Origin of the sequence: Pedobacter sp. KACC 23697, from assembly GCF_045348445.1 — a bacterium.
Lineage (GTDB): Bacteria > Bacteroidota > Bacteroidia > Sphingobacteriales > Sphingobacteriaceae > Pedobacter.
This window is the reverse complement of record NZ_CP157485.1, coordinates 4191808-4205816: the sequence shown is the minus strand read 5'-3', so window position 1 is coordinate 4205816 and position 14009 is coordinate 4191808. Positions and strand designations below refer to the sequence as shown.

Sequence of the window (14009 nt, the reverse complement as noted above, 5' to 3'; positions counted from 1 at the left end):
TATTCAGCACGCATTTCATTTATTGCTTTTTTATACCGCCCAATTTTTTATTTTTGACGTTCGTTTAAACTTAAACAAACCTTAATGAATAACTGGTTTAATAAAAATGGCATTCACTTGGCCATTATTGCGTTTTTTGTAGTCATAACTTTTGCCTACTTCAGTCCTGTTTTGGTAGGTAAAGCTCCGGCGCAAAGTGATGTGATCCAATCACAGGCGATGCAAAAGGAAATTATGGACTTTAAAGAAAAAGATGGTAAGGCGCCACTTTGGACCAACCAGATGTTTGGTGGTATGCCAGCTTATCAAATCTGGGTCCCCTATGCCTATAACGGTGCTACTTATGGCATTGCATTGATTACAAAAGCCCTTCCTAATCCAACAGGTACAGTTCTTTTATTGCTGTTAGGTGCTTATTTCCTGTTTATTGTATTAAAAGTTAATCCCTGGTTGGCTGCGGCAGGTGCAATTGCCTTTACATTTACGATGTACAATTTTGTTTTAATTGCAAGCGGGCATAGTAGTAAGGCATTGGCCATTGGTTTTTTTGCGCCAATAATAGCGAGCATATTGTTAACCCTAAGGGGCAGATATTGGTATGGAGCAAGTTTAACCGCATTATTTTTAGCCCTGGAAATCAGAACTAACCACGTTCAGATGACATATTATCTGATGTTGGCTATTTTTATATTCGTAATTGTAGAGTTTTACCAGGCATTTAAGAATAAAACCATACCAACCCTGTTAAAATCATTCGCTTTTCTTGCTTTTTCTGTAGCTATTGCGATCATGATCAATGCAAGTTTGTTATGGTCTACAGCAGAATATGCAAAAGAAACAAACCGTGGAAAATCTAATTTAACAGCTACAGAAACAGCTGCAGAAAAAGGTTCAGGCATGTCAAAAGAGTATGCTTATCAGTGGAGCCAGGGCGTTGGCGAAAGCTTTACTTTTTTAATTCCTGATTTATATGGAGGAGCCTCTGGCATTGATAAATTGGTGAACCCGGAAGGTAATATGTATAAGGCAGTGGCCGAAATTACGGGTGGTGATCCCACGCAAACAACGCAAGCTATTCAGCAGTTGGGCGGGCAATTAAACATGCAACAGTATTGGGGCGAGAAACCATTTACACAAGGAGGTTATTACTTCGGTGCAATTATCTGCTTTTTATTTGTTTTTGGATTATTCGTTGTTCGCAGCCGGTTAAAATGGTGGATATTGGCAACAACAGTTTTATTTATATTGCTTTCTTTTGGCCGCCACTTCCCGCTGGTAAGCGATTTATTTTTCGATTATTTTCCACTATACAATAAGTTTAGAGCGGTTGAATCAATTTTAGCCGTAGTTGGTCTAATGGTTCCAATGTTGGCCATTTTAGCAATCAAGGAAATTCAGGATGGAAATATTGAGCAAAAAATATTAATTAAAAAATTAACCTGGTCTGCTGCCATTACTGGTGGGTTTGCTTTGATTGTGGCCATCGTGCCTACACTCTTTTTCAGTTTTAAAGCATCAAACCATATGCAGATTGTACAGGCTTTAACGCAGACTTTGCAAAATAATGCGGGCGTTGCGCAAAAGATAGCAAATGGATTGGTAGAAGATAGAATAGCAATAGGTCGCGCGGATGCCTTGCGTTCATTCTTTTTCGTGCTTATCGGTTTCGGAATAGTTTGGGCCTTTATTACCAAAAAATTAAATGTACAACTGGCTTTAGGTTTGTTAGTAATGGCTGTTTTGGTAGATATGTGGCAAGTAGACCGTAGGTACTTGAATAACCAAAACTTTGAGTACAAAAAAACGGCTTCAGATTTCTTTAAGCCAAGAGACGTTGATAATTTTATTATGGCTGATAAAGACCCTGATTTTAGGGTATATGATGCTTCTATAAATACTTTTAGCGATGCGAGTACCTCTAACTTTCATAAAACAGTTGGTGGCTATCATGCCGCTAAACTGAAACGTTTTGATGAACTCATTCAGCACCAGTTTACTAAAAGCGTAAACCAGGACGTTCTTGATATGTTAAATACCAAGTACATCATTACACAAGATCAGCAAAACGGATCGTATAAAATGCAGCGTAACCCAACAGCTGCGGGTAATGCCTGGTTTGTACAAAGTGTACAGTTTGCTAAAAATGCTGATGAAGAAATGAAGGCGATCAGCAGTTTTGATGCTAAAAAAGAGGCTATTGTTGACGAAAGCTTCAAAAGTCTGATTGATACGAAGCGCTTAGGAACCGGTCAGGAAGGTTTTATTAAATTAACCAACTATAATCCAGATCACTTAACTTACGAATACTCAACTGCCAAGGACGCAATTGCAGTTTTTTCAGAAATCTATTACGATAAGGGCTGGAAAATGTATGTTGATGGGGTTGAGAAGCCATACTTCAGGGCTGATTATGTTTTACGTGCAGCACAATTAGAGGCGGGTAACCATAAACTTGAGTTTATTTTCCATCCAACATCATATTACACCGGAGAGAAAATCTCTTTGGCAGGATCGATCTTGTTACTGGCCGGATTAGGTTTTGGTTTTTACTCAGAAGAAAAGAAGAAAAAGAAAGCGGTTAAAGCTTAATATTATTTAAATAGATTTACGGCCCGCAGGATTCAATCTTGCGGGCTTTTTTGTTACCAGATTTTTTGTAGTGATTTCTTGCCACGGAAACACGGAAGGCACGGAAATATCATTTAGCTTGTCTTCCCTACGATTCGTCCTCCTGAACTTGTTTCAGGATCTATAAATCGAAATCAAACCAAAGCCTACCTCATGCCAGTGTTATGCTGAGGGATAATTCATTGTATAAAAGTCAATATAAATGACATAAGGGCTTTTATCGTATTTTAAGCTGTAAGGCCCCGTCATTGCAAGGAGGCTTTTTCAGCCGACGAAGCAATCTTTATAGCAAGGATCATTAGCGTGAAAAGATTGCTTCGTCGTCCCTCCTCGCAATGACGACTTTTTTGGGTGTCTGTTAATGGTAGCGTAGTCGAAGGATCTTTACCCGTTTAATAATTAATCCAATTGAATTTATTTCTAAGCTCAGTTTTCTACAATTAACCTTCAGCAAGTCTTTTAACATACTTTATCAAAAGGAATAATAATTTAACAATGTCGTAACATTTGTTTGATATACAGCGTCTTATCTTTGTATTGAAAATCAGGTAATATGTTAGAGTCATTCTTTGCCGTATGCTTATTAATTGTTGTAATTTATTTCTTTAGCCCTTTTGAGGTAAAACTCGATGAGGAAGAAGATTGGTAACACGTTTAAATTTAACTCTAAACTGCTTAAACCGGGCGGTATTAATATCCTTTCCCCTGAACTTCCCTTTTTATGGATAAAAGAAATCTCGATGTAGTCGTAATCTCTGATGTACACCTGGGTACTTATGGCTGCCATGCTAAAGAACTTTTAAAGTATCTTAAAAGCATTAAACCCAAAATTTTAATCTTAAATGGCGATATTATCGATATCTGGCAGTTCAGCAAAAGTTACTGGCCTGAAGCGCATATGAAGGTGATTCGTAAACTGATGAAATTCGTTTCAGAAGGGGTGCAGGTTCATTATCTCACAGGAAACCATGATGAGATGCTCCGCAAATTTGACGGCATGGAAATGGGAAGTTTTCATTTGCAGAATAAGCTGATTTTAGAACTGGACGGAAAAAAAGCATGGTTTTTTCATGGCGATGTTTTTGATGTAACCATGCAGCATTCCAAGTGGCTGGCTAAATTGGGTGCGGTTGGTTATGATACGCTAATCCTGATTAATAGTTTCGTAAACTGGGTGCTTACCGCATTTGGAAGGGAAAAAATGAGTTTTTCAAAAAAAATCAAAGCCAAGTTTAAAGATGCCGTTAAGTTCATCAACAGCTTTGAACAAACTGCAGCAGAGTTGGCTATAGAGAAAGGTTATGAATATGTGGTGTGTGGTCATATTCACCAGGCCGAGCAACGCGAAATTACCACAGAAGATGGAAAAGTAACTTATTTGAACAGCGGCGATTGGGTGGAAAGTTTAACGGCCTTAGAATATCAGGATAAAACCTGGACCGTGTTTAAGTATGAACATCAGCATTTTACAAAGGATCAGTTGGATGAAGGAATGCTTTCTGATGCGGAAGATTTAAAAAGCAAACTGGACATCAATATTCTTTTACAGAATATAAAATATGAAATTGCCCAATAATTTTAGATATTCGGGCATAAATGAAGATACTTTACGCAATACAGGGAACAGGTAACGGTCATATCAGCAGAGCGAGGGAAATTATTCCTTTGCTTCAAAAATATGGTGAACTGGATATTTTAGTGAGCGGTACACAGGCCGATGTAAAATTGAGTCAGCCTGTAAAATATCAATTACATGGTTTCAGTTTTATCTTTGGTAAAAAAGGTGGGGTAGACCATTATAAAACATGGCTGAACATGAATCTTTTCCGTTTTAGGAAAGATATGAAGCAACTGCCGCTTAAAGAATATAATTTAATCGTTAACGATTTTGAACCAGTGAGTGCATGGGCCTGCAAATTGCAGGGTATAGAATGTGTATCATTAAGTCATCAGGCAGCATTTAAATCAAAAAAAGTACCCCGTCCCAGAACTTTAGATTGGGGCAAACTTATCTTGAGCCGCTATGCGCCTACCAGATACCACATTGGTTTCCATTTCGACCGTTATGATAGCTTTATTCATACCCCGGTAATCAGGGCAGAAATCAGAAACCTGAAAAGTGAAAATTTAGGACATTATACCGTTTATCTCCCGGCTATTGACGATAAACTTTTGGTAAAGCTCTTTACAAAATTACCCAATATTAACTGGCAGGTTTTTTCCAAACACAGCAGGGTTGCCTATCAGGAAGGCAATGTTTTTGTAGAGCCGGTTAACAACGAAAAATTTAATAAAAGCCTGGCTACCTGCGAAGGTTTATTTACGGGTGGTGGTTTTGAGGGGCCAGCAGAGGCACTTTATCTAAAGAAAAAGTTGCTGGTTGCACCCATGCGTTTCCAGTTCGAACAGCAGTGTAATGCTTATGCTTTAAAACAGTTTGGCTTGCCGGTAATTTGGGGAAGTACCCGCAACTGGTTGCCAATTGTTAAAAAATGGGTAGAAAATCCTCAAAAACATGAGTTTGATTTTCCGGACGAAACCGCTCAGATTATTGATGATATGGTGAAAAAATACGCGAGGGTTTAGTTTGGAGTCTTTAGTCATAAGTCGGTAGTCCAGAGTCGACTTTTTCGTTTATCGTCCTGAGCGTAGTCGAAGCATATAGGTTTTAGTCTGGAGTTGATTACTCGAATAGCCAAATTAAACCGTCATTTCAAGCGGAGCGCAACCCAGTTGAGAACCACGTAGTGCTCAGCGAAGCAAAATCTGCCTTGATAGATCTCTCCACTCCGCTGCGCTATAGTCGAGACGACCTTTCTAGTGGAGTTTGTGAATGGTAGCTTAGTCTAAGAATCTCGGCGTTGGAGTTTAAATTAGTTGTCATTCTGAACGCAGTGAAGAATCTTAATCGATACATCTTTGAATCATGTAAGACATATAGTGAGTATTTGCTCAAACATTTCCTGCACAATCCTGTGTAATCTAAACCTGACAGGAGCGGGCAACGAACGCAGTGAGGTAAAGCGGATGGCAGGGCTATCAGAACCGAAAGGCACAGGAACCTGCTTTTCAAAAAAAATAAACTTCTTTCTTTAGTCTTTTCTCTTTTTTCCTATCAAATGGTCTTCGATTCCGCTCAGACTGACATTTCTATAATTATCTGACTATAAATTCTGCCTTTAGTGCTTTCCGCTTTGCGCTTTGGTCTTTCAGCTTTCCGCTTTAGTCTTTCCACTTTCATCTTTCTTCCCGCTACTCTTAAAATATTTTCTTTACTTTGCCTACTCTTTAAAAAGGCATGATTAATCAGTTTAGAAAACTAAATCCAATTAACCTCGTATTCTTACTGGCGTACACGTTCTTTTTACGTATTGCCATTTTTCATGAAACGCATGATCAGCTGAACTTTGATTTCTTGGAACCCTTTGCCCGATTGCTGATCAACATTGATTTAGATCATGCTTTTACCCCATATACCAACATTTTTATTGCGGCACTTTTGGTTTATATACAGGCTTTAATATTCAACCGGGTGGTAAATAACCATAATTTATTAGCCAAACCCAGTTTCCTGCCAGGATTAATGTTTATCACGGGAACAAGTTTATTTATGCCTTTTATGATCTTAAGTCCGGCCTTGTTATGTAACTTTCTGCTGATCTGGATCATTGATAAGTTTTTAAAATTGGGCAAAAGTGCGAATTCTATTACCACCATTTTTGATATCGGGATGATTATCGGGGTTGGGACATTGATCTATTTTCCGTTTATGGCCATGTTGATTATGATCTTTTTAGCGCTGTTGCTTTTCAGATCATTTAATTGGCGCGAGTGGGTAGCGGGCTTAATTGGTTTTATTACGGTTTTCTTTTTTTTGGCAGTATTTTATTACTGGAATGATAACTTAAGCTCATTTTATCAAATCTGGAGGCCATTGAGTAACAAGTTTCCTTCAGTATTTAAAATCAACTATAATGATTACCTGGTGCTCATCCCGGTAACGGTAATTATTATACTGGCATCGCTACAGCTCCGCGAAAATTTCTTCAGGAGTTTTATCAGTACAAGGAAAAGTTTTCAGCTGTTGTTTTTCATGTTTATTATTTCTGCAGCTAGTTTTTACCTGAAACCCGATTTCAGGACCTGGCATTTTTTGCTTTGCGTGCCCCCGGGGGCGGTACTGTTGGCCTACTATTTTAGCAATGCCAAAAAACGCTGGTTTTATGAAACATTGTTCGTTTTATTTGTGCTTTCTATACAGTATTTTCTCTTTGTTTAACCTTTTTTAACAAATAACTAGAGCGAAACTTAACAAAGATTAATAGCTTTGTGGATGATTTTAGAATTAAAGCTTTTTGAGTTTTAATTAGATGGATAAAAAATGCGGTCATTGGAATTTCTAATAATATTTTATTTGCATCGGGAGATTAAATGCGCAGCTTAAGCATTGATATTGGAAATTCTGCGGTTAAGATTGGTGTCTTTGCAAATAAAGAAATTGTTCACCATCAGCGTTTCAATAAGATTGGAATACTTGATCTGGCTCAATTGATCGAGAAGTTTTCACCAGCAAAATCTATCATCAGTAGTGTTAATCAGGAAATAGGGCCGTTAGAAGTATTTTTAAAAAAACATACCGAGTATATCCGTTTTTCTACTTTATTAACAAATGGCGTGCAAAACAAATATAAAACGCCTGTTACTTTGGGTTTAGATAGGTGGGCTGCTATTTTGGGCGCAAATGGCCTGCATCCAACAAATGCGAGTTTGGTGGTTGATGCGGGTACCTGTATTACTTACGATGTTTTAACCAGCTCGAAAGAATATTTTGGCGGTAGTATAAGTCCGGGGATTAAAATGCGGTTTAGGGCAGTACACGAATTTACCGGCCGTTTACCTTTGGTAGAGTGGGATGCAAATGAAGATATTGTGGAAGGTATTGATACCCCATCAGCCATTAAAAATGGCATTTTACAAGGGATAATAAATGAAATTGAAGGCTTTATTGCCCTAAATAATAAAAAAGAAAGTGCTCTGAAGGTAATTATAACGGGAGGAGATGCTAATTTTTTGTATAAACAATTACAAAACAGCATCTTTGCGCCTCAAATTATAAAAGATCCTTACTTAGTATTAAAAGGATTAAATGAAGCTATTGCAGATTAAAATGTACAAAAGAATAAATTATATTGCAGCCATAATCATTCTAGTTTGTGGTTTAAGTGCTCAGGCACAGGTTACCACTTCATCTCCATATTCAAGATATGGGCTTGGAAATATAAAAGGATCTTTATTGCCCCAGTTTAGGGCCATGGGTGGAATCTCCACTGCAGTGAGCAAAGTTACCGGTTTTAATAACATCAATATGCAGAATCCGGCATCATATGCTGGCATTTCGTTAACCACGATCGATATTGGTATGAGTGCAAGTGTAACCAACCTGACACGTAATAACTTAAGCGAATCAAGTTTTAATTCTACTTTTAGTCACCTGGCCTTTGCAGCGCCGGTTACCAGGAGATCGGCATTGAGTTTTGGCATTTTACCTTACTCAGATCTGGGTTATAATTACAGGAATACCGTAAAAGTTGATACCACCACGCTGAATCAGCTTTATGAAGGGGAAGGTGGTTTATCAAAAGCTTATTTGGGCTATGGTTACCGTTTTGGTGATCATTTAAGGATAGGTGGTAACCTGGAATATATTTTCGGAAATCTTCAAAACAGCCGCGCTACAGAGTTTAATAGTGTAGGTTCTTATAATGCAAAACTTCAGACCAAAAATAGTGTTGCCGGGTTAAGCTACTCGTACGGTATTCAATACGATTTTACATTGGGCAAGAAAACAATTGTTACCTTGGGCTACTCTGGAAGTACTTCCGGAAAAGTAAACTCCACACTAACTTCTTATGGTACGCTTTATACAAGAGACCAGGATGGTAATGAAAGTACTGCGGTAGATACATTAAATTCGGTAAATGGAGGGAAATCTAATCTTACTTTACCCTTAACACACAATTTTGGGATTGCTATCCAACAGAATGATAAATGGTTAATCGGTGCCGATTTTAGAATGGGTAAATGGTCTAAAACCAGCATCAATGATATCAACCAGGGTTTGCAGGATAGCTGGGGAGCATCCCTGGGTGGACAATGGACACCAGATGCATTTTCTTATAATAGTTATATGAAACGGATAGATTACCGTATTGGTTTTAACTACGACAAAACTTATATCAAGATCGGTAATCAGGATATTAAACAAATGGGTGCATCTTTAGGCTTTGGTTTCCCGTTACCAACTGCTAATGGGGGGACTGCATTTTATAAAATTAATTTTACAACAGAACTTGGGCAAAGAGGAACTTTAAACAATAATCTGGTTAAAGAGCAGTATATTAATTTCCACTTAGGTTTTACCTTAAACGATACCTGGTTCCGTAAGTACCGTGTAGATTAATGAAACTGAAAGTATTTTTATATGGTCTCTTCCTGGTATTGCCTTTATTTATGGCTTCCTGTGGAGACGACGATCTAAAAAAAGCAAATGCTGTTTCTATAAATAAGATAATCCTCTCCCGCGACCGTACTTTAGGTGTAGATATTATTTACAGCGATTCTGCAAGGATCAAAGCAAAAGGTGTAGCCCCGATACTTGATAAGGTTACGCCCGCTAATGGGAGCGCTTATCAGGAGATGATCAAAGGAGTCAGCATCGATTTTTATAACCCCAATGGAACTATTGACGGAAACCTGGTTTGCGATTATGCCATCAGGAGGGATAATGAACTTAAAACCGAATTCAGGAAAAATGTGGTGGTGAAGAACAGTAAAGGTGATACCTTTTCTTCTCAGGAACTGATCTGGGATGAATCTAAGAAGATTTTCTATTCTAACCAGCGTGTTTATGTAAGAGGAATTGACGGAAGCGTGGGTGAAGGAATAAATTTCAAAGCGCCACAGGATTTTAGTACATACGAAATGGATAGCGGCAATGGCGAATTGAATATGAAAGAAGGCGTTGCGCCTTAATTGATGTAAAATGTGTGATGTAAGACGAATGCCGTATTCGAAAAGGCATTGAAATATCTATAGATTTAAAGCTAATTTTTCAATCTCCATCTTACATTTTCCATCTTATTTCATCCATTTTACCTCTTCCATTCCCTTAATAATTAAGCGCTTGATAAATAAAATTTTGTGTTTTCTTTTTTAAGGCAAATTTGTATCTTGCGCCCTCTTAAAAAAGAACTAAATAAATTATAAATACAATATGGGATTAATGACATTTTTGCGTAACCGTGCAGGCTATATTCTGGTCTTTGCAATCGGTTTTGCAATTGTTGCATTTTTAGTAGGTGATGCAATTAACGTGGGTAAACCTTTTTGGTCGGCAAATCAAAAAGTGGTAGGATCTATAGATGGTAACGACATCAATATCGATGAGTTCGGACCAAAGGTTGATCAGGGTGTAAACCAGATGAAACAACAATATGGTGGTAGTGCCAATGCACAGATGACTGCTATGGCTGTTGATCAGGCATGGAATGCAGAGTTGGCAAAAGTTTTGTTAACTAAAGAATATGATCGTTTGGGTTTAACCATATCAGAAGACGAATTGCTGGATTTGTTACAGGGGCAGAACCCTAGTCCATTGATCAAGCAATATTTTTCTAATCCACAAACCGGACAGTTAGACCGTGCTACACTGATGAACTTTTTAAAGTCGAAAGAACCTCAGGCTTTGCAACAATCTAACATGTTACAGGAGGAAATTAAAAACCAGGCATTACAAACCAAATATTCTAACTTAATCCGTAACTCGGTTTATGTAACTTCATTAGAGGCTACAGATGAGTATAACAACCGTAACAAACTGGCCAACTTTAAATATGTAAGTTTAGATTATGCTTCAGTTCCTGATAAATCAGTTAAGTTAACTGATGCTGATTATTCGGAATATTATGATCAGAACAAAGCGCGTTTTAACAATCCACAAGAAACACGTGCTTTTGAGTATGTTACTTTCAGTATCAGCCCTAATCAAGCAGATTCACTGGCCATTAAAGCTCAGGTAGATAAAATAGCGGCTGATTTCCAGGTAGCTAAAAATGATTCACTTTTTGCAGCGATCAATTCAGACGTAAAAGTTCCTTTTACTTATATTACAAAAGGTAAATTAGATCCAGCTGTTGATTCGGCAGTGTTTTCTTTACCTGCAGGTAGTTTTTATGGTCCGAAATTAAGCGGTAATTCATACAAAATTGTAAAGGTAGTTTCAACCCGTATCTCTCCCGATTCGGTAAAGGCTAGCCATATTTTAATTGATCCGGCTAAAGTTGGTGGCGAAGATAAAGCAGTTAAATTAGCGGATTCATTAAAAAGCTTAATTTTAAAAGGTGGCAATTTTGCGGAACTGGCTAAAAACTATAGTGTAGATGGTTCTAAAGATAAAGGTGGAGAGTTGGGTACTTTCGCACGTGGTGCAATGGTTCCTGAATTTGAAAATGCTGCTTTTGATGGTAAAACCGGTGATATTAAAGTGGTAAAATCTCAGTTTGGTTACCATGTTCTTAAAATCGAAAAACAGATCGGCTCTTCTAAAGTAGCTAAATTGGCATATGTAGAAAAAGTATTGGCAGCGAGCAGCAAAACTCAGGCAGCTGCCTATAAAGCGGCGAGCAGTTTCTTAACCGATGTAAAAGGTAATGATTTTAATAAATTTGCGGCCCAAAAAGGATTGAAGGTAGCTGTTGCTGATAAGGTGGCCGCAACACAAGGATTTGCGGCAGGTTTAGATAATCCGCGCAAACTGATACAGGATGCCTACGCAGCCGATAAAGGCGATGTTTTACCTGAAATTTATACCATGAGCAATGCTTACGTGGTGGCACGATTAACCAACATCAGTCCAAAAGGTACTTTATCATTGGCTGATGTGAAGAAAGAAATCGAACCAATGGTACTTAATGCGGTTAAGGCCAAACAATTGAAAGAGAAATTAGTGAATGCTGGTAAAGGAACTATTGATCAGGTGGCGGCGAAAGTTGCCCGTCCGGTTAATCCGGTTCAGAACGTCGTATTTGCTAATCCTGTCATTCCGGGCGTTGCACAGGAAAATGCATTGGTAGGTAGTGTATTTGGTTCACAGCCGGGCAAATTGTCTGCTCCTGTTCAGGGCGAGCGTGGTGTATATGTATTTACGGTTGATGGATTTACAAACCCTGCGCCAATTGCAAACATGTTTAAACAAAAAGAAAGCATGTTATTAAGTATAGGTCAGCGTTCATTAGGATCAGCTTTCCAGGCTTTACAGGATAATGCCAAGATAAAAGACAATCGTGTGAAATTCTATTAACTAGAAAATATGTAATTTTGTAACCGTTCCAACGATCAGTCGGGACGGTTTTTTTATTTAAAGTCATGGAAATTCAGGAAAACATCATCAATAAAGTAGCCAACAGTGGTTTAATTACCTTGAACCTTGAAGATTTTTATCATAAGGGTGAAAGGGTCGTATATGATATTGTAGATAATCTGTTCCACGGTTTAATGCTAAGGGAAAAAGATTTTCGGGCATTTATAAAAGATCACGATTGGGCACAGTATCAGGATAAGAATGTGGCCATCACCTGCTCTGCAGATGCCATTGTACCTACATGGGCTTATATGCTTTTGGCCAATAAGCTAAAGCCATATGCCAATGAGGTTGTATTTGGCGACTTAAATACATTAGAAGCGGTTTTATTTACCAAGGCATTGGCTAAAATCAATCCCCAGGATTATGCGAACGAACGTGTGGTGGTAAAAGGATGCGGCGATATCGAGGTGCCGGTTGCTGCGTACGTAGAAGTTACCAATTTGCTTACCCCGGTAGTGAAGAGCATTATGTTTGGCGAGCCTTGCTCTACTGTTCCTGTTTACAAAAGAAAAGATTAAATTTTGGTTTGCTTTTTGTATATCTTCATAAAAGGAAAATTTAACCATCTTCTTTAAGAATGGTTTTTTCCTTCAACACACAAATGAGTACAAAAGCAATGAAAAAATTATTAATAACAGTTACGGCTGGCCTATGTAGTCTCTTCACCATGGCTCAGCAACTTCCCCTGAAGAAGGAGGCCGTATTCCAGGAAGGTGAAGTTCTGCAATATAAATTAAGATATGGGTTTATCACGGCGGCAGAAGCCACGATTAAAGTAACCAATTCTGATTTAAAGTTTGATAACAAGCCTACATACAAACTTACGGTTGACGCGCAGACTTCCGGTACTTTTGATATTTTTTATAAAATAAGGGATCATTACGATTCCTACATTGATAAAACTGATCTTTTACCTTATTTCTACCAGGAGAATATCCGTGAGGCCAGTTATAAAAGGCAAGATAAGGCGCGTTTTAACCAGGATGGAAAGAAAGTAGTTTCCAATAGAGGTACCTTTACTACACCGACTAATCAAACTTTTGATCTGGTTTCGGCTTATTATTTCGCACGGAGCCTGGATATGAGTAAAATCAAAGTTGGCGATAAGTTTAAACTGAACTATTTTTTAGGTGATGAAATTTCAGCGCTTGAGGTAGAATATGTAGGCAAAGAAACGGTTAAAAATAAATTGGGCAATATCCGCTGTTTAAAATTTAGCCCTTCCATTAAACCCGGACGTATCTTTAAAAAAGATAGCCGTTTGTACCTTTGGGTAACCGATGATGGAAACCGGGTGCCGGTAAAGGCACAGGTTGAAATATTGGTTGGTGCGGTTACAATGGAATTAAAATCAGCCAATGGGCTGAAATATGCTTTAGCAAAAGAATAATGATGATAGAAGTTGAACAGGTGCTGGTGCACGAAGATGTATTGAAGGAAAATTTTGTTTGTAATTTAAGCAAATGTAAAGGAATCTGCTGTGTGGAAGGCGATTCCGGTGCACCTTTGGATCATGATGAAAAAGTCGTTCTGGAGAAGATTTATCCGAAAATAAAACGCCTGTTAAACGAAAAGGGTATTAAAGCCATTGAAGAGCAAGGCGTTTACGTAGTGGATGAAGATGGCGATTTGACTACCCCTTGTGTGGATAAAAATAAAGAATGCGCTTATGTGTTGTTCGAAGGTGGCATTACTAAATGTGCTATTGAAAAAGCTTATGAGCAGGGTATCGTAGATTGGCAAAAGCCGATTTCCTGTCACCTTTACCCTATCCGGATCACCAAATATCCGGAATTTGAGGTGCTTAACTATGATCGATGGCATATCTGCCATGATGCCTGTACTTTTGGCCGCGAGCTCAAAGTTCCGGTATATAGCTTTTTAAAGGGACCACTAATCCGAAAATACGGAGAAGCTTGGTATAAGGAATTAGAAAGTTCGTTGGCGGCGATGTAGGTTT

The 14009-nt window shown here is 38.2% G+C and carries 11 protein-coding genes; all 11 read left to right on the top strand.

All coding sequences use genetic code 11. The features are described 5' to 3' along the window. Positions 1–84: 84 nt before the first annotated feature. The 11 genes from ABEG20_RS16920 to ABEG20_RS16870 all read left to right on the top strand — a co-directional run bounded on the left by ABEG20_RS16920 (position 85) and on the right by ABEG20_RS16870 (position 14005). Complete coding sequence (locus ABEG20_RS16920; RefSeq protein WP_406824434.1) at positions 85–2589, top strand: YfhO family protein; 2505 nt, start codon at positions 85–87, stop codon at positions 2587–2589. Positions 2590–3349: 760 nt separating this feature from the next. Further along, positions 3350–4204, top strand: a complete 855-nt coding sequence (locus tag ABEG20_RS16915; protein ID WP_406824433.1) for a UDP-2,3-diacylglucosamine diphosphatase — start codon at positions 3350–3352, stop codon at positions 4202–4204. Between the two features lie 20 nt (positions 4205–4224). After that, positions 4225–5214 (top strand): glycosyltransferase family protein, encoded by a 990-nt coding sequence (locus ABEG20_RS16910; protein ID WP_406824432.1) that lies wholly within the window; start codon positions 4225–4227, stop codon positions 5212–5214. 712 nt (positions 5215–5926) lie between these two features. Beyond that, on the top strand, positions 5927–6907 hold the full coding sequence (locus tag ABEG20_RS16905) for a DUF6427 family protein (RefSeq protein ID WP_406824431.1): 981 nt from the start codon (positions 5927–5929) through the stop codon (positions 6905–6907). A gap of 152 nt (positions 6908–7059) precedes the next feature. Then, positions 7060–7794, top strand: coding sequence for a type III pantothenate kinase (locus tag ABEG20_RS16900; protein ID WP_406824430.1), 735 nt, complete (start codon positions 7060–7062; stop codon positions 7792–7794). Between the two features lies 1 nt (position 7795). Next, complete coding sequence (locus ABEG20_RS16895; protein ID WP_406824429.1) at positions 7796–9088, top strand: OmpP1/FadL family transporter; 1293 nt, start codon at positions 7796–7798, stop codon at positions 9086–9088. Beyond that, positions 9088–9660, top strand: coding sequence for a hypothetical protein (locus ABEG20_RS16890; protein WP_406824428.1), 573 nt, complete (start codon positions 9088–9090; stop codon positions 9658–9660). Before ABEG20_RS16895 ends, ABEG20_RS16890 begins: the two co-directional genes overlap by 1 nt. Before the next feature lie 250 nt (positions 9661–9910). After that, positions 9911–11986 (top strand): SurA N-terminal domain-containing protein, encoded by a 2076-nt coding sequence (locus tag ABEG20_RS16885; RefSeq protein ID WP_406824427.1) that lies wholly within the window; start codon positions 9911–9913, stop codon positions 11984–11986. Positions 11987–12051: 65 nt separating this feature from the next. Continuing rightward, the gene (locus ABEG20_RS16880) at positions 12052–12567 is read left to right on the top strand and encodes a DUF2480 family protein (RefSeq protein WP_335319276.1); all 516 of its coding nucleotides are present in this window, start codon (positions 12052–12054) and stop codon (positions 12565–12567) included. A gap of 98 nt (positions 12568–12665) precedes the next feature. Continuing rightward, entirely contained in the window at positions 12666–13439 is a 774-nt protein-coding gene (locus ABEG20_RS16875; protein WP_406824426.1) for a DUF3108 domain-containing protein, read from the top strand. A 2-nt stretch (positions 13440–13441) separates the two neighbouring features. Continuing rightward, positions 13442–14005 carry a DUF3109 family protein gene (locus ABEG20_RS16870; protein WP_406827401.1) on the top strand — a complete coding sequence of 188 codons (564 nt, stop codon included), beginning with the start codon at positions 13442–13444 and terminating at the stop codon, positions 14003–14005. The last annotated feature ends 4 nt before the right edge of the window (positions 14006–14009 follow it).